Source organism: Sphingomonas sp. GV3 (assembly GCF_031082075.1).
Classification (GTDB): domain Bacteria; phylum Pseudomonadota; class Alphaproteobacteria; order Sphingomonadales; family Sphingomonadaceae; genus Sphingomonas; species Sphingomonas beigongshangi.
This window is the reverse complement of the sequence record NZ_JARWLE010000001.1, coordinates 502654-520454: the sequence shown is the minus strand read 5'-3', so window position 1 is coordinate 520454 and position 17801 is coordinate 502654. Positions and strand designations below refer to the sequence as shown.

Sequence of the window (17801 nt, the reverse complement as noted above, 5' to 3'; positions counted from 1 at the left end):
GCGGGCGATAGCGTCAGCTCTTCGGCAGGGCATACGCCAGCGTGTAGTCGCCGTAACGCGTCCCCAACGCGCCGTGGCCGCCTGCGGTGATGACGACATATTGCCGCCCGTCGCGCCCGCGATAGGTCATCGGTGTCGCCTGTGCGCCGGCGGGCAGCCGCGCCCTCCACACCACCTCGCCCGTATTGAGGTCGAAGGCGCGCAGATACTGGTCGGTCGTCGCACCAATGAACGCGAGGCCGCCCGCGGTGATCATTGAGCCGCCAAGATTGGGCACGCCCGTCTTCACCGGCACGCCAAGATGCGACCCGAACAGGCCGGTGTCGCGCGCGGTCCCCAGCACCTTGCGCCACAGCACCTTGCGCGTGCCGAGGTCGACAGCGGTCAGATGACCCCAGGGCGGCGCGACGCACGGCGCACCGAAGATACCGACCCAAGCCTTCACCACCGCGACATAGGGCGTGTTGTACTGGGTCTGCAGCTGCGCCTGCATCGCGTTCTCGCCGCCCTGCTTCTGCTTCATCAGCGGCGCCACGCGCGGGTCGTCGCGGCGCATCAGCCACAGCTTGAACGGCATCTCCATCGTGTTGACGGTCATCACGCCGCGCACCGGGTCGACCGCCGCGCCACCCCAGTCGGTGACGCCGTCGAAGGCCGGATGGCCGATGATCGGCTTCAGCCCCATCGGCTGGTAGATGCCGGCACCCTGCGCGCGACGGATGTCGATCCGGCAGAAGAGCTGGTCGATCGGCGTCGCGCCCCAGGTGGCGACTTCGGTCGGTGCAGGCGGGGTGAAGCTGGGCATGCCGGTCGAGAAGGGCTGGGTCGGTGAGACCCGGACGCCCGGGGTGGCACCGTCGGTGCGCACCGGCCGTTCGGTGATCGCGGCGAGCGGCGCGCCCGTCAGGCGGTTGAGGAAGAAGACCTGCCCCATCTTCGTGGTCTGGATCAGCGCCGGGATCACCTGACCGTCGGGGGCGCGATAGTCGAACAGCGACGGACCGATCGGCAGGTCCATGTCCCACATGTCGCGGTGGACCAGCTGCCGCGTCCAGCGCAGCTTGCCGGTCGCGATGTCGAGCGCGACGATCGACGAGCCGAAGCGGTCGTCGAACGGCCGGCGATACCCGATCCAATAATCGGGCGAGGCGTTGCCCGTCCCGAGATAGACGAGGCCGTTGGCGGCGTCGGCGGTGATCGCGCCCCAGACATTGGGCGTGCCGCGCGTATAGGTCTGCCCTTCCGGCAACGGCATGATCGCGTCCTGCGAGCGGCCGACGTCCCAGGCCCAGACCGGTGCACCCGACACCGGGTCATAGGCGCGCACGACGCCGGAGGGGATATCGCGATTGACGTTGTCGATGATCCGTTCGCCGATGATCAGCCGGTTATTGACGACGACCGGCGGCGTGGTGCCGATCTGATCCGACGGCTTCGACGTCCCCATGTTGGTGCGCAGATCGATCGCCCCGCCGTTCGCGAAGCTCGGGCATGGCCGACCCGTCTCGGCGTCGAGCGCCACCAGCCGCGCGTTGAACGTCGGCGCGAAGATGCGGTGCGGGCACGGCGTCCCCGCCGGCGCCTCGAAATAGGTGACGCCGCGGCAGACCAGATAATTGTTGCCGGCTATCGGCGCATCCTCGTGCCAGCTCCACTTGGTCCTGCCCGTGGTCGCGTCGATCGCCTGAACGAAGGAGTGCGGCGTACAGGTGAAGAGCGTGTCGCCGATATGGATCGGCGTCGCCTCGGAATGATATTCCCGTTTGTGCTCCTGCGTCTCGGCCGCCATCGGCAGGTCGCCCGTGCGCTGGGTCCAGGCGAGTTGCAGCCGTCCGACATTCTGCGGGGTGATATCGGCCAGCGCCGAATAGCGCCGGCCCGACAACGTGCCGCCATAATCGCGCCAGTCGCCATCCGCTTCCCCGGTCGGAGCGGCGGCCAATGGCGCGGTGCCGGCTGCACCTTGCGCCTCCACGCCCTCGCCATGGAGCAGCACGCCGCCAGTCCCGAGCGCCAGCAGCACCGCCGCCGCGACGGGTATCGCCCGGGCATGCGACCGCCACGACCGGGACCGCCATCCGGTCAGCAGCACCAGCGCCAGCAGCACCGTCGGCGCGAGCAGACGCGGGACGAGTTGCAGTCCGTCCAGCCTAACCTCCCACACAGCCCAAACCAGCGTGCCGAACCAGATCGCGACAAACAACCACCGCCCCAGCCGGGGCACACGGCCAAGCAACGCGCCGCTGACGATGAGCGCGATGCCTGCAATTAGATAATAAGGCGATCCGCCAAGCGAGGCGAGAACGCCGCCGGCAACAGCGAAAAAGCCACCGAGAATGGCCACGCACCATGCGAGCACCAGCCTATAGAGCCGCGCCATCGCCGTTCCTTTTGCCTGTTTCGCCACCAACGTCTGGAACCGGCAGAAGTCTCAGAGGGATGTCGCTTCCCTGGCTAACGAGACGGAATCCTGGTCGCTCGAACACGAATGCCGGCGTTCGGACGCCGGTCATGCATTCCGAAGTTAGCAGCGTCGGCAAACCGCCGCGGCCTCGAAGCCGAGAAAAGGCGGTTGCACCTGAACCGGGAACTTCTCTAGTAGGCGCGACTAATCGCAAGGACCCGGTGAAATCCCGGGTGGCTATTCCGGCCGCCGATCCGCCGGACAACATCACACATGCAACCCGTCCGCGCTGCCCCGCCGCGCCATGTGCCCTGATGTGGATTCCTGATGACATTCGATCTCGCTTCCTACCGCCGCCAGTGGTTCACTGACGGCACCGCCGCTCGCCGCGACGTCCTCGCAGGCATCGTCGTCGCGCTTGCCCTCATCCCGGAGGCGATCGGCTTCTCGATCATCGCGGGCGTTGACCCGCGCGTGGGCCTCTACGCGTCGGTGGCCATCGCCCTCACGATCTCGATGATAGGTGGGCGGCCCGGCATGATTTCCGCGGCGACGGCAGCGGTTGCCGTCGTGGTCATCCCGCTCGTCCGCGAACACGGCGTCGAATACCTCTTCGCCGCCACCATCCTGATGGGGCTCATCCAGATCGTGGCCGGTATGCTGAGGCTCGACCTCGTCATGCAGTTCGTCTCTCGCTCGGTCATCACCGGCTTCGTCAACGCGCTCGCCATCCTGATCTTCATGGCGCAACTGCCGCAGCTGACCAACGTGGGATGGGATACCTATGCGATGGTGGCTGCCGGCCTCGTCATCATTTACGGTCTGCCGCGCGTCACCACGGCTTTGCCGTCGCCGCTGGTGGCCATCCTCGTCCTGAGCGTAATCAGCATCGGCATGGGCCTGGGCGTTCATACGGTCGGTGACATGGGCAAGCTGCCCGAAGGGCTGCCCAGCATCGCCCTCCCAAACGTGCCGCTGACGCTCGACACGCTGCGGATCATCCTGCCCTACTCGCTGACGATGGCGGCGGTCGGCCTGCTCGAATCGCTGCTCACCGCGCAGATCGTCGACGACATGACGGATACCGACAGCGACAAGCGGGTCGAGTGCGCCGGCCAGGGCGGAGCGAACATGGTCGCCGCCCTCTTCGGCGGCATGGGCGGCTGCGCGATGATCGGCCAGTCAGTCATCAACGTCACTTCTGGCGGCCGCGGCCGCCTGTCGACCTTCGTCGCGGGCGGCTTCCTGCTGTTCCTGCTGGCGGTGCTTGGCCCCTATGTCGGGCGCGTGCCGATGCCGGCGCTCGTCGCCGTCATGATCATGGTGTCGATCGGCACCTTCAGCTGGAACTCGATCGCCAACCTGCGTCGTCATCCGCCGACGTCGTCGGTCGTCATGCTGACGACGGTCGTGGTCGTCGTCGCGACGCGCGATCTATCCCTCGGCGTCCTCGCCGGTGTTCTGCTGTCCGGCATCTTCTTCGCGGGCAAGGTGCGGCGGATGTTCTCCGTCGAGCGCCGGGACACCGCCGACGGCGCCGAGGCGACCTATCGCGTCGCCGGAGAGATCTTCTTCGCCTCGGTCGACCGGTTTACCCGCGCGTTCCGGGCGGAGGGACCGACGCGACGCGTGGTGATCGATGTGACCCACGCGCACTTCTGGGATATTTCCGGCGTCGCCGCGCTGGACAAGATCGTCGCCCGCCTGCGCCGCGACGGACGTGACGTCGAGGTGATCGGTTACAACCAGGCCAGCGCCGATCTCGTCGACCGCTTCGCGTTGCACGACAAGACCGGCGTCGAGTTGGGATTGGCACCACATTGACCCACAACACGACGTTCGGCGGTCGTTTCGCGCTCCCCAACTTCGGACGCCCATTCATGTTCGCCCGACACCTCAACTCGCAATGGGGAAAAGGGGGACTGAGCGGTAGTTCGATTGTGGGTACGCTGATGTCATATTCGGACTAGCTACATAGTAGCTGCATCGGCAGCGTCCGCGCTATCGGCTGGCAGCTGAGAATGGGCCAGCATCCAATCGAAGTCGGACCAGTGCGGGACCTCAACGCGTCCACGGCCGTCGTCATCCCAGAAGAAGATGGCGCCGAGGAGAAGGAGGCGACGAATATGCTGGTTCAGCACCAGCATTTCCACCTGCGCAGGGTATTTCGTGCCATCCCTCCAAATCGAAGGTAGATCGCTACGAAGAAGATCGAACCAGTTTGTTAGACCCCGCTCGGAGAGCATCCCTTCCAGAGCTAAATCACGGTCGTCCCCGCTATGACTTGTGACTGCACACGCTAGCTCGAACAAATCGGACACGGCCTCGCCCGCATCATGGATCAATCTGTCGACATCACCGTGGATACGATACGCTCGGCGGATACCAACGAGATCGTCGGTGATCGTGGCCAAACGATCGCGAAGTCGATCTCGGTGGATGTTCTTCAACTCAGGATCAAGAAGCCCAGCATACCCGCTGACCAACCATGCCTTCCAGCCGGGGAGGGAGTACCGGAAGAGCAGCGCGTCGATCTGATCACCCTCAGTCACCCCACCGTCGAAGACCTTGTTGATCAACGCCGTGGCGCCGAGGCGGGCTAGCTGCCCCAATACGACGCTTGCTGCCCATCCGAACGAAAGATCGTCCTCGCCGAGCAGACCTGCCGCTACGCCGTCCCTCAGCACAATGGCGACACCATCTACGCCGTCCTGCTCGATGTTGACGTTGTAGGCGATGCTGAGTCCCGCCGCAGAAGGTACGGGAGGAGCCTCGATGGTGTCGAACCTGCCTCGAACCAGCGAGCTCAACGCACCGTCATAGTCAGAGTTGATGATGATACGTCGCAGGGTCGAGATGTCGAACCGCGATTTTGCCAATCCCAAAATCTGGCCGATGACGACGTTTAGCCGCCGCCCTCCCTCCTGATCGACACAGTCGGTATGCAACTCAACCCGACCCAGCGGTTCGCTTGCCCAATCGGCAGGCTGCTCGGTGCGAGCCGGGGGTGCCTGTGCAACGGTCGCGCGGAAGCTGGCCGCGGATTGCTCAAGCGACTGCCTGAGCAACGCCGCGGCCCCGGATCCCATCTTTGTAGCCGCGAACTCTAGTGCCGGGCTGACCTCGGAGCCGACGAAGAAGGAAAGGCAATGAGGTATCGCGGCTTCGTTGAAGTTGAACGTGTCCGCAGTGACCTCGCCGAGGCTGCCGATCAGAGCACGCCGGGGTGACAGCGGCATCATCACGACCGCCAGTTCGTCCTTTCCATGCTCCAGCAGCGACCCGGCAACGCCATCGTTATTCCAGCCGAGCGCTACGAAGTCGGGCAAAATCAGACGATTGCCGTCGATGTCGTCGACGCGCCAAGTGAATTGCTCCAGCATCTCGACCCGTCCTTGCGGAGCGAGCGAGGCACTGAGCGCGCGTGCGTGCGCGTCCCTTGCCTCAAGGGGGCCGTGCGCTTGGAATCGTGAAACCACCTCCTCGATGGCGCCTGACATCTCGCCATAGCTGGCGGAAGCGTTTTCACGCAGCATGGCGTGGGCAATCGGCATGAATGCGGCTGGTGGCACTCCCATGGCGGAGATGATCGGGTTGTCGGCAATGTGTTCCTCGAACACCTTGCGAAACTGGGGACCGGGTGTTTTGTCAGCCGCGCCGAGCAGCGCGGCAACCTTCTCCTCACTGCCGAATAGGTCGCCAACCAAGCCAGCCATAGCCGAAGCGCCGGCCTGCATGATGCCACGAACATGGTCGTTCCGGACGAGCAGATGCGTCACCACTCGCGCGGCCGTTTGGGGGGACGCTGAACCGCTCGTCGCGTTCAGTTCAGCCAAGTCGCTTGCCAACCCGTTTTCATAACGGGTGATCACATCGTCGAGTGTGTCGGCACCGCCTTGTGCCAGGTCGGAATAGAAGAAACGCTCAGCCGCGACGTCCTCGACGGGCGAGGTATAGCTTCGATCAGCGCGGAACACACGCACTCGCGCCACCTTGCCGGTTGCGTTCATTCGAAACGCGCGGAGCAACATGCGAGGGATGAAGTGCTGTTTCGATCCTGACATCTTTCGAATTTAGGACAGGGAACAGGCGCAGGCGAGAGCCAACAGCAATCCAACTGATATGGTATTTGCCGGCTGTGTCACTTTGAAGCCCCAGCTATAGGATATCAGCGAGTGTAGCCGATTTTCGGCATAAGACGACATTTCCAGCACCTCATCGGAATGGCGCAGTTTGGTCTTGAGCAGACGCCTCGCCGGACCACGACGACAGACCCGGTTTCGAACGCGCGGTGCGGCGAACTCAAATCCTGACTGGCGACATCCATGGATGTGTGCTGCATACCCGAAGATAGCTCGTGCAATCCCGAGCGCTGGGCTCATTCTTGTTCGCATGGCACCTGACATTGGCGATGCCCCTCGTCGGGGCTGACAATCTTAGCGGATCCAATTTCGTGTCGCGATGGACTGGACATGGAAGTTGATCTGAAGCCTAATCAGTTAAGTACAACGCTTTGGGGGTTGGGGTGGCGACGAGTCCGATTTTAGAAGAGGGCCAGGTCCCTACTTCGGTTTTCCAAAGCGATCTGCCGCTTGACGAAAAGCTGGACCGGGCTCGCACCGAGCTGTTGGACCTGTCCGCACGAAACCGACTGCTGAACATGCCGCGGTCGTCGAAGGGTTCAAAGGCGGTGGAGATCGTCGACGAGGTCAGCACGGAGATCTTCCGGCTGCTGGTGAGTGAGGGACGTCCCTTCACCTTCCTGGCTGGCAAGGCGGCGGCAAGTAGCGATCCGGCGGAGGACGATGTTCCGGTCGAGGAGGTCGACGAGATCGCGGATCTGGCCCAGCCCGACGACGACGTCGCCGACGATCGCGGCGTCTTCTCCCGGCACGCCGACACCCGGCTTCAAACACGCCTGACGCCGAAGGGTCTGCAGAAGCGGCTGCTTGAACTCTACTTCGACGCCCGCACACTGGAGGAGGAACAGGGCGTCAACATCCTCTATCTCGCGCTCGGCGCGCTGAAGTGGATCGATCCCAACAACGCGGCGAACGTGCGGTTCGCACCGCTCGTACTCGTCCCCGTGCAACTGGAACGGGGCAACGCCGGCGAGAAGTTCAAGCTGCGCATGCGGCAGGAGGACTACGCCTCCAACCTCTCGCTCGAGGCGTTTCTCGATCGCATTCACGGCATCCGGCTGCCCGCCTTCGAGGCGGGCGACACCTTTGATCCGGGCGCCTATTTCGCTGAGGTCGCCGACGCCGTGTCGGCGAAGCCCGGCTGGGAGGTCCAGCCCAACGTCGTCGCCGTCGGCTTCTTCTCCTTCGCCAAGTTCCTGATGTATCGCGACTTGGACCCGCAGACTTGGCCGGAGGGCGGCAGGATCACCGACCGGGATCTCGTCCGCGGCCTCCTCTCGGACGGCTTTGCCGGCGCCGAGGGCATGGTTCCCGAGGACGCGAACATCGATCCGTTCATTCCGCCCTCGGAAATGCTGCACATCGTGGACAGCGACAGTTCGCAGGCGCTTGCCGTGCACGAGGTCCGGCGCGGGCGTGACGTCGTCATCCAGGGACCGCCGGGCACCGGCAAGAGCCAGACAATCGCCAACATCATCGCCTCCGCCGTGGCCGACAGAAAGACCGTTCTGTTCGTTGCCGAGAAGATGGCGGCGCTGGAGGTCGTCAAGCGCAGGCTCGACGCGACGGGCGTGGGCGACGCGTGCCTCGAGCTCCACAGCAACAAGGCGAACAAGAAGGCTCTGCTTGAGGAACTCCGACGCACCTGGGAACTCGGCGCACCCCGGCATCAGGATCCCGGCAGCCTCCATGCGCGGCTAACCGCCGCGCGCGACCGTCTGAACGACCACGCCCGGCGCATGCACGCGCCGCACCAGGCATCGGGCCTGACGCCGTTCCAGGTCGTCGGTCAGCTCAGCCGTCTGCGCCTCGATGGCGAGAAGCCCAACGACATAAGCCTGATCGAACCGGAAACCTGGTCCGCCGACGACTTCGCCGAGCGAAACGACGTGATCCGCGACCTAGCGGAGCGCATCGACGTGATCGGCCGTCCTGCGGATCATGCCTGGCGCGGCGTGGGCCTCTCCTCGATCCTCCCGACCGACGTAGAGCGCCTTGAGGATCGGATCGCCGCCATTCTCGCCCGCCTGACCTCCTTCGACGAGGCCGGGGTTGTGCTCGCTTCGACCATGGAAACCTCACCACCGCGGTCCCTCGCTGACCTTGAGCCGCTGCTGACGCTGGCCAAACGCGTGGCGGGTGCACCGGATCTGGACGCCGCCGCTCTCGCCGAAGCTGTCTGGACGGACCGCGTGGACGACATCGAAAAGCTAATCGCGTCAGGACAGCGGCACTCCTATCTGCAAGGTCAGTTGGCGGACCTCGTTGTGGACGCCGGTTGGACCGCCGACCTCGCGGAAGTCATCGCCGCCCTCGCGATCCTGCCGTCCGGCTTCTCGCCGGAAGACTTCCGCGACGTGGAGACGCTCTCTAATCTCCTGCCGCGGCTGCAGGCCGAGGCGGAGGCGCTCGCCCGTGCCATGACGCGAGATACGCCGAACACGTTGGACGGTGCACGGCGCGTGGCCGCCGTGGCGGAACGCGTCGCCGAAGCGCCCGAAGGCGACGCAGAGGCCTTCGCATCCGACGTCTGGGTGGCCGGCGTGGAACGCGCCTCCGACCTCGTCGAAGCCGTGGCGGCTCACGAGGAGGCGGTCTCAACCGTCGAGAACCGGCTCACCACGGCGTCCTGGGATCTCGATCTGTCTGCCGCCCGGTCGACCCTGGCCTCGCACGGCACCGGTTTCTTCCGATTCTTCAGCGGCGACTGGCGCCGCGCCAACGCCCTCGTGCGCTCGGTCATGACCGAGCAGAACACGCCGTTGCCCGACACTCTGGGTCTTCTGGATGCCCTTTCAGCCGGGCAGGCCGCCAAGCGGACGATCGAGGAAGAGGAAGCGTTCGCACGTTCTGCGTTCGGGTCGGATTGGCGCGGGATCAGATCAACGGCGGGACCGCTCCGCCACATCGTCGACTGGATGCGCTCGCTACGCGGACTCGGGGACGAGCCGCGTCTCGTGGCGGCTAGACGACCGGACAAGACCGAAGTGGGCATCCGGGCGAAGCGCGCGGCCGACCTATCGGATCAGGTTTCTCCGCCCGTCGAGCGGCTGTGGGCAGCGCTGGGTTCCTCACAGCCGATCGCATTCGGCGATTCCCTCGCGGCCGAACGCGCTGATCTTCCTGCCCTACTCACCTTTACCGTCCGCATCCGTTCCGCCGACTCCGCCACGGAGGAGACGTTCGTCAAAGTGCCGGACGACCTCGATCTTCGTAGAGCGCGGCTGGCCGAACTCGACGAGTTGCAGTCGAAGGCGGCGAAGCTGCGCGATCTGCACGACCTCGGGACGTCCGCCTTCGGCACGGCATGGCGCAGCACGTCGTCCGAGTGGAGCGATCTCCGGTCCGCCGCCGATTGGATCAGCGGAAACGGCGACATCCGCCTGCTGGCCAGCCGCGTTCCCGACCGGCAGGCCGCAGCCGCTGCGGCGGCGAAGCTCGGTGCCGAGGCCTCGTCGCTGGGGGCGGACCTGCAGTCCCTGGCAGATGATCTTAATCTCGATATGGCCGCGGCACTGGCGGCGAAAACCTTCGCCGAGGTTCCGCTCGAAACGCTGAGCCGCCACATGGAACGCTGGCGGACATCCGGAGAGCAGCTCTTCCAGTGGACCGCTTATCGCGATCGCTCAGGGCGCGCGATCACGCTCGGATGCAAGGACGTCGTCGTTAGGCTTGGGGACGGACGGCTCACGACGAACGGCGCGGTGTCCGCGTTCGAGATGGCGTATTACGAGGCCGTCTACGCCGATCAAATCCGCGCCGATCCGGAACTCGGCACCTTCGACGGCACGCTCCACGGCAGGTTGGCCCGCGAATTCGCCGACATGGACCGGCAACGCATCGCGAGTGCGAGCTTCGAGGTCGTTCGGGCACATCACGAGAAGGTGCCGGCGCGCGACGGCGGTTCGGTCGGGCCTCTGGGCGTGCTCCGCGCCGAGATCGCCAGAAAGCGCGGTCACATGCCGATCAGGCGGCTGATGGAGAAGGCGGCTCCCGCTGTTCAGGCGCTCAAGCCCGTCTTCATGATGAGTCCGCTTTCGGTGGCGCAGTTCCTCACTCCCGGTATCTTCGACTTCGACCTGCTCGTCATGGACGAGGCCAGCCAGATCCAGCCCGTCGACGCCCTAGGCGCGGTCGCCCGCGCGAAGCAGGTCGTCGTGGTCGGCGATCCGAAGCAACTGCCGCCGACGGCGTTCTTCTCCAAAATGACCGGCGGGGCCCCGGAGGACGACGATGACGGGGGCACGCGCGTCGCAGACATCGAAAGCATCTTGGGCCTGTTCACTGCCCGTGGTCTGCCGATGCGGATGCTTCGCTGGCACTACCGCAGCAAGCACCAGTCGCTGATTGCCGTCAGCAACCGGCAGTTCTACGAGAACAAGCTATTCATCGTGCCAAGCCCCTACACTGCTGAGGCCGGCATGGGCTTGCGCTTCCACCGGGTGCCGCAGGGCGTATTCGACGCGGGCGGAACGCGGACGAACCAGGTCGAAGCGAAGATCGTCGCGCAGGCGATCGTCGCGCACGCCCGCGAGCATCCCGAACTATCGCTCGGCGTGGCGGCGTTCTCCGCGGCGCAGCGTCGCGCGATCCTCGACCAGCTCGAGGTGTTGCGGCGTGGCTTGCCACCGGAAACGGAAGCCTTCTTCCAGTCCCATCCCGCCGAACCGTTCTTCGTCAAGAATCTCGAAAACGTGCAGGGCGACGAGCGCGACGTCATCTTCATTTCGGTCGGCTATGGGCCGCCCGTTCCGGGCGGCAAGGTGCCGATGCGCTTCGGACCGTTGGGCACCGACGGCGGCGAGCGACGTCTGAACGTGCTGATCAGCCGCGCCAAGCAACGCTGCGAGGTGTTCGCGTCGATGTCGGACGAGGACATCGATCCCGACTTCGCGTCGACGCGCAAGGGCGTGCTGGCGTTCAAGCTCTTCCTGCACTTCGCCCGCACCGGCCGCATGACAATGTCCGAGAGCACCGGCCGCGATCATGACAGCGTCTTTGAGGAGCAGGTGGCGAAGGCACTGCAGGCGCGAGGCTATCAGGTGCACCGCCAGGTCGGTCTGGCCGGCTTCTTCATCGACCTCGCCGTGTCCGACGCGGACCGGCCCGGCCGCTACCTGCTCGGAATCGAGTGCGACGGCGCGTCCTACCACGACGCCCGCTCCGCGCGCGATCGCGATCGGTTGCGCCAGTCGGTGCTGGAAAGCCATGGGTGGACGATCCATCGCATCTGGAGCACCGACTGGTTCCAGCGTCCCAAGGAGCAGATCGATCTCGTCGTCGCCCGTATCGAGGCGGCGAAGGCGGAGCACGGCGCCGAGGCGCAGGGCGTCTCCGCCCGTCGAAGAAGCCATGTCGAGATCGTCACCGTCGAGCGCGAAGGCTATACCGAGGTGGGCCTCGCGGAAGCGGAAGCGCCGCCTGCTACCGCCCTCTACGAGGAGGCCATGATCGAGCGCCCCCGGCACCTCGTCTGCGAACTACACGAGGCACCGCGCGGCGCCCTGTCCGCGCTTGCCGAAGAGGTAGTGGGGATCGAGGGACCCGTTCACGTCTGCGAGGTGGTGAACCGCATCCGCGACGCGTGGGGGCTGAAGCGGGCCGGCGGTCGCATCCAGGAGGCGGTCGAGAGGGCCGTTGAGGTTTCCGTGCGCGAGGGCAGGCTGGCCGAGGACGGCGACTTCCTGACCATCCCGGGCAGACCTCCTCGCGTGCGGGACCGCAGCGAGGTGCGGTCGGCCTCCCTCCGCAAGTGCGACAGCCTGCCACCGGCGGAACTCGAAGCCGCCATCCTCGGCGTGGTGCGGGAGAACTACGGTGCGACGGACGATCAGGTCGTGCAGGCCGCCGCCCGCGCCGTTGGCTTCAAGGCAACGAGCAGCCAGCTGCGGGACCTACTCGCGGAAGTCATTGCTGCAGCCGTGGCGGGCGAACGCCTGACTCGGCGAAACGGCATGCTGGTTGTCGGTCCTGCGGCCGCGAATGACAGCGGGCCGGCGCGGGCACCAAGTCCACTCGCCCAGCTGATTGCGGCGGGCGAGAGCGAGCGGCTCGAATTCAAGGAAACGCTGCGCTGGGACGTCGTCAACAACACCCTCAACAAGAAGCTGGAGGATGTCGTCGTGAAGACAATCGCGGGCTTCGCCAACGGTGCGGGTGGAACGCTCCTGGTCGGCGTCGCCGACGACGGCACGGTGAAAGGGCTTGAACGCGACTATGCGTGTCTCGGCGGTAATCGGGACAAGCTCGAGCTCCACCTGACCAATCTGCTCGGCAAGCATTTCGGGTCGGCATTCCGTGCGGCACGAATCGGCGTGACCTTCCCGCAGCACGAAGGCGTCGACGTGTGCCGGATAGAGGTTGGGCCGGCCGTCGAGGCGCAGTTCGTGTCACTGCCGGACCGGGGCGGAACCGTGACCGAACGCTTCTTCGTCAGATCGGGCAACTCAACGCAGGAGCTCACGCCAAGCCAGATGCACCTCTACGTAGGCCAGCGTTTCCGCAGACGTGATTGAGTGAGCGTCAGGCCAGCCGCCCAACTCCTTGTCGTAACCGAACCTGGCCTGTTCGGCTGCGGCGAGGTGCTCTCGCCCTCCGTCCATTAACAGGCGTGAATGTCCGATCGGGGCCCTCGGCGCGCAAAACAAACAGCTAAGTTCCCGCCACGGCAGGCGTTCGATCCGTCTGCTGTAGCACATGACCGAATGGCGGCTCACCCCGATCACCGCCCGAAAGCGGCCATTCCGCTATCCACCATAAAAGCGGCATAGTGGAACTGATTGACCATCCAGCGGGGCACGCTATCTTTAAACTCTCATCAAGGTACACAGGTGGTACAAACGACCGATTTGAGGTTGAGCTAAGTCGTTGTTTCTCAGTCTTTATCCCTCCACATTGCTCCTCCCGTAGGGGTCACCAAGCGATTACAGCGACTTAGCAGGTTACATCAGGCATTGCTCAGGTGACTTGGGTAATGAATGGGGAATAAGCGCGTTGAAACGGTCTGAGCCAAGCGGGAACAGACTGACACTATCGACACCTTAGCTTCCGTTGCTTAGCCTGCGGCCAAAGCACGAGGGGACTTGGTCGGAAATGGCTGACAACATCAAAGAGGACGCGTCGGTCCGCGAACGGAGCCTTCGCGTAGTAGCCGAACGTTTCCGTTCCTGGGCAGCCGAGCAAGGCATCCTGACATTTCAGCCGCCAGACGATCAATTCGAGGATCGTCATGATAGCCTGAATGACCTAGCTGAGACGAATCACGCCGCCGCGGCTTCTGCGATCCTCAATCACCGGAAAATCAATCTTATTGCTGTAAATCCGGCAAAGGATGAAATCCTTGTCGTCACTCACCAGAAGCTGACGAAGAGGGACATTGAGACGCTGCCATCTGAGGCAGAAGGCGGTCACAAGTTCCGTTATATCAAGTCGCACCCACCACAAGTCCGCCTACCTCTGTCCGCAGCGGGAGGTGGATCCGGCATGGCTCTCCACGGCGCCTATTACACCTGTGGCTCTTCAATCTCAGTGGCGAACTCCGTCTCGGCGGGTACCTTGGGTGCGCTGGTTCGTAATGCTGCGGGCGATCTCCTTGCGCTTACGAACAACCATGTGAGCGGCGGATGCTGCTACACCGATGTCGACTTCCCGATTGTCGCGCCGGGGCTGTTAGACGTGCGCCCAACGGGTCATGATCCTTTCACGCTGGGGCATCATCTAAATGTCGCATCTTGGATTGCAGGCATTCCCGATAACGTCGACGTGACGAAGAATATTGATGCGGCCACCTTCAAGATCAAAGATGAGACGACCATTTCGTCCATGCAGAGGGGCCTGTTCGATACCCCGACGACGACGCTACCGCTTGCTCCTGGCTTGGCCGTTCGTAAGGTCGGGAGAACAACGGGTGACACCAAGGGCCAAGTGATCGGGCAGGTAGTCGGTTTCACGCCCGTGATGATGGATGTTCCCCAGTTCAAAGGGGTGATCTACTTCGACGATGTTTTCTTAGTGCAAGGTGCCTCAGGTCAGCCGTTCAGCGACCGTGGGGACTCTGGCTCCTTGGTGGTCCACACCGACGCCGCAGGAACGACGCACGCCGTTGGCTTGCTGTTCGCTGGCAGCGCTGACGGCAGTTTGACGTTCATTCTGCCGATTGATAAGGTCCTTGCTCACTTCGGCGTCACCTTGGTAGGTGGCCACAACGTCTAAATGGACATGGTGCAGGCAGCTCGACGACTACAAAGCGGCCTAGGGCTCGCCAGCAGCGTCGCGTCTGTCCTCACGTGGAACGCCGACGATTTCTGCGGCTTGAAGGTTTGGATCGATCCGAGTTTCCGAGGGCCGATCCCCAATATCCCTAATTCTTTCGAGGGATACGACGTTAGGGTGGAACGGCGGCCGGCTATTGTCGCACGACGCACGTAGCGGCAGAGGAGCGAACCAGGTTAACCACAACGAATTGGCGACAACAGTCGTTGGCGCCGCGCTAGGGTCAGGACCCATTGATGTGAGCGTCGCGATCTGATTCATATGTGGACGCCCCCTTGGCAAGGGCATTTTGTCGGGATGGGTTTGATCGGTTGCTTTCATATGTCCGGCCTGTTTGTGCGGCGTTGTGATGACCGCTGGCCCTGATGGAAATCCGCCGGTGAGGTCCCTAAACAGGCTGGCGCGCGTTGAAGCGCATTGAATCAGACGGGTTGGTCTCACCATTGGCTCGATCGTTACTCATCATCGACTGCCATTACCATTTCGGGTAACCTGGGGTGATTAGGTCAAATTGGCGTAAGGGTGATAGGCCTCCTTGCGGGTCAGCACGACCCAAGCGATCCGAGCGAGTTTGTTAGCCAGGGCCACCGAGACGAGCCGGAAGGGCTTTTTCTCGGAGAGCTTCCTGATCCAGTCCGCCATCGGCGTTGGCTTATCCTTGACGTGGCGCATGACTGCGGTGGCTCCGACGACGAGCAATCGGCGCAGGTATCGGTCGCCCTGCTTGGAGATGCCGCCAAGTCTGGTTTTTCCCCCGGTTGAGTGTTGTTGCGGTGTCAGACCGAGCCAGGCGGCGAACTGTCTGCCTGAAGAGAATTGCTCGGCATCCGTAACGGTTGCAGCTATTGCTGTCGCCGTGACGATACCGAGGCCGGGGATCGTGGCGAGTCGGCGACTGGCCTCACTTTCGGTATGCCAAGTGGCAAGCTGCTGATCCAGTTCCGCAATCTCGGCGCTGACGGCCATGATCTGACGGATCAATATCCCAATGCCGTACGAGCGTAGGATGGCATGGCATCCCTGTCAGCCATCACCTGCTCGGCCAGCTTGGCGAGGTTGCCGATGCCGGGGTTGGCAACGTGGCCCAGCTCAGCAAGATGCGCTCGCAGGGCGTTGGCGAGCATGGTTCGTTGCCGTACGAGAAGCGATCGGGCGCGATGGGTCATAAGAATGCCCTGCTGCTCGATCGTCTTGACCGGCACGAACCGCATGGTGGGCCGCTGCACGGCTTCGCAGATCGCTTCGGCATCCAGCGCATCGCTCTTCCCCCGCTTCACGTAAGCCTTGACGTACGATGGCGGTATCAGGCGGACTTCGTGGCCCATCGCTGCAAGCGTGCGAGCCCAGTAATGAGCGGTTCCGCAAGCCTCCACCGCGATCAGGCAGGGTGGTAGCTTCGAGAAGAAAGGCACCATCTGCTTGCGGTGCAGCTTCTTTACCAGCACTGTGGTGCCGCTCTCGTCGATGCCATGTGCCTGGAATACGCTCTTCGCCAGATCGAGCCCAATCGTGGTGATCGCCATTGTAAACGCTCCTCTTCCTCTCGGTTGACCGGCCGGCAGCATAGCAACTGGCGGTCGGTGCGGGGGCGTCCACATCATCAGGCTCCGCAGGGAGACCGTGGATGAGCGACTTGCACTGGTTGACGGATGAGCAGATGACGCGCCTGCAGCCGTACTTCCCCAAGAGCCATGGCAAGCCGCGGGTCGATGACCGGCGGGTGCTGAGTGGCATCGTCTTCGTCAATCGCAACGGACTGCGCTGGTGTGATGCACCGAGCGCGTATGGTCCGCACAAGACGCTGTACAACCGATGGAAGCGCTGGGGTGAACGAGGCGTCTTCCTGCGCATGATGGAGGGTCTCGCGGCAGCGGAGGCCGTGCCAAAGACCGTCATGATCGATGCGACCTACCTGAAGGCACACCGCACGGCATCGAGCCTGCGGGTTAAAAAGGGGATCTCGGCCGCCTGATCGGCCGCACGAAAGGCGGCATGAACACCAAGTTGCATGCCGTCAGCGATGCGGACGGACGGCCCTTGAGCTTCTTCATGACCGCCGGGCAGGTCAGCGACTACACCGGCGCGGCAGCTCTGCTCAACGATCTGCCAAAGGCGCAATGGCTGCTCGGCGACCGCGGCTATGATGCCGACTGGTTCAGGGATGCCCTGGAAGCCAAAGGCATTCAGCCCTGCATCCCAGGTCGGCGATCGCGCAACGAACCGGTCAGATACGACAAGCGCCGCTACCGGCGTCGCAGCCGCATCGAGATCATGTTCGGCCGCCTGAAAGACTGGCGTCGCGTCGCCACCCGCTACGACCGATGCCCAACGGTCTTCTTCTCGGCTGTTGCCCTCGCGGCCACTGGCATCTTCTGACTGTGACCAATGAGTCCTGACCCTAAGCCGATTGATTCACGTCGCAGCAATTTGACCCACATCCGGTCACTCGCGCCGTCTTCCTTGCTTCCTAACATTAGACGTTCATTCATGTTCGGGGTGAGACGTCGTGCAGCGAGCATAAGAGTGGGCCGGACCGTCGCTAGCCGTCCCGAAAAGGATCGAATTTCGGGAAAGACATGCGCTCGGCATAGCGCGGACTACATGTTCTGAGCGGAACCAGCTTCCAACTGGCGCAACAGACGATGATGATCGAAAGGCTTGGAGAGAAAGGTCGTGCGCACCGGCAGCTCATGCTGCGGGATGGGGACGTTGCCCGACACCACGAACAGGACGGTAGGGGGAAACCGATCCCGCACATAATGAGCGAGTTTCACGCCATCCATCGAGCCCGGCATCTGCACATCCGTCAGAACCGCCCGGATTTCCTTGTGACCGTCTAGGATGGCAATTGCCTCATCGGCGTTGCCTGCATCAAAGACCCGCCAGCCCGCATGTTCGAAGAGATCGATCAGGTCGAAGCGTACCAGCGGCTCGTCTTCTACGATCAGGATGGTCTTGCTGCCGATCGGCATACTCTGGCCCAC

7 protein-coding genes, 1 pseudogene and 1 other annotated feature are annotated in these 17801 nt (G+C 63.6%); of the genes and pseudogenes, 4 read left to right on the top strand and 4 right to left on the bottom strand.

Annotated features, from left to right (window positions below; genetic code table 11):
* Positions 1-13: 13 nt before the first annotated feature.
* A complete protein-coding gene (locus RF701_RS02360; RefSeq protein WP_308813969.1) occupies positions 14-2380 on the bottom strand; it encodes a membrane-bound PQQ-dependent dehydrogenase, glucose/quinate/shikimate family in 2367 nt (788 codons plus the stop codon).
* 235 nt (positions 2381-2615) lie between these two features.
* Positions 2616-2671: a sequence feature (sul1 is cis-regulatory element that is thought to sense ions involved in sulfur or methionine metabolism; They are found in Alphaproteobacteria), on the top strand.
* Between the two features lie 60 nt (positions 2672-2731).
* Between RF701_RS02360 and RF701_RS02355 the strand changes: the two genes are divergently transcribed.
* Entirely contained in the window at positions 2732-4228 is a 1497-nt protein-coding gene (locus RF701_RS02355; protein ID WP_308813968.1) for a SulP family inorganic anion transporter, read from the top strand.
* A gap of 146 nt (positions 4229-4374) precedes the next feature.
* Here the strand turns inward: RF701_RS02355 and RF701_RS02350 are convergent, their stop codons facing one another.
* The gene (locus RF701_RS02350; protein WP_308813967.1) at positions 4375-6468 is read right to left on the bottom strand and encodes a DUF4238 domain-containing protein; all 2094 of its coding nucleotides are present in this window, start codon (positions 6466-6468) and stop codon (positions 4375-4377) included.
* Positions 6469-6929: 461 nt separating this feature from the next.
* Here RF701_RS02350 and RF701_RS02345 point away from each other — a divergent pair, with 461 nt between their 5' ends.
* Both RF701_RS02345 and RF701_RS02340 read left to right on the top strand, forming a co-directional pair.
* Positions 6930-13061, top strand: a complete 6132-nt coding sequence (locus RF701_RS02345) for a DUF3320 domain-containing protein (protein ID WP_308813966.1) — start codon at positions 6930-6932, stop codon at positions 13059-13061.
* 577 nt (positions 13062-13638) lie between these two features.
* Positions 13639-14757: a hypothetical protein gene (locus RF701_RS02340; protein ID WP_308813965.1), complete on the top strand. Its 1119-nt coding sequence runs from the start codon at positions 13639-13641 to the stop codon at positions 14755-14757.
* Positions 14758-15318: 561 nt separating this feature from the next.
* Here the strand turns inward: RF701_RS02340 and RF701_RS02335 are convergent.
* Positions 15319-16340, bottom strand: a pseudogene (locus tag RF701_RS02335) (IS110 family transposase).
* A 101-nt stretch (positions 16341-16441) separates the two neighbouring features.
* On the opposite strand from RF701_RS02335, the gene RF701_RS02330 reads away from it, so the two are divergent.
* Positions 16442-17193 (top strand): IS5 family transposase gene (locus tag RF701_RS02330; RefSeq protein ID WP_308813964.1). Its coding sequence is split into 2 segments (ribosomal slippage): positions 16442-16775 and positions 16775-17193, totalling 753 coding nucleotides; the frame shifts between segments, so codons are not numbered across the junction.
* Between the two features lie 221 nt (positions 17194-17414).
* Here RF701_RS02330 and RF701_RS02325 read toward each other — a convergent pair.
* On the bottom strand, positions 17415-17789 hold the full coding sequence (locus tag RF701_RS02325; RefSeq protein WP_308813963.1) for a response regulator: 375 nt from the start codon (positions 17787-17789) through the stop codon (positions 17415-17417).
* Between the last annotated feature and the right edge of the window lie 12 nt (positions 17790-17801).

What these genes read in the sequence shown, in the direction of transcription:
- RF701_RS02360 (WP_308813969.1), bottom strand. Translation starts at nt 2,380, where the DNA reads ATGGCGCGGCTCTATAGGCTGGTGCTCGCATGGTGCGTGGCCATTCTC.
- RF701_RS02355 (WP_308813968.1), top strand. Translation starts at nt 2,732, where the DNA reads ATGACATTCGATCTCGCTTCCTACCGCCGCCAGTGGTTCACTGACGGC.
- RF701_RS02350 (WP_308813967.1), bottom strand. Translation starts at nt 6,468, where the DNA reads ATGTCAGGATCGAAACAGCACTTCATCCCTCGCATGTTGCTCCGCGCG.
- RF701_RS02340 (WP_308813965.1), top strand. Translation starts at nt 13,639, where the DNA reads ATGGCTGACAACATCAAAGAGGACGCGTCGGTCCGCGAACGGAGCCTT.
- RF701_RS02325 (WP_308813963.1), bottom strand. Translation starts at nt 17,789, where the DNA reads ATGCCGATCGGCAGCAAGACCATCCTGATCGTAGAAGACGAGCCGCTG.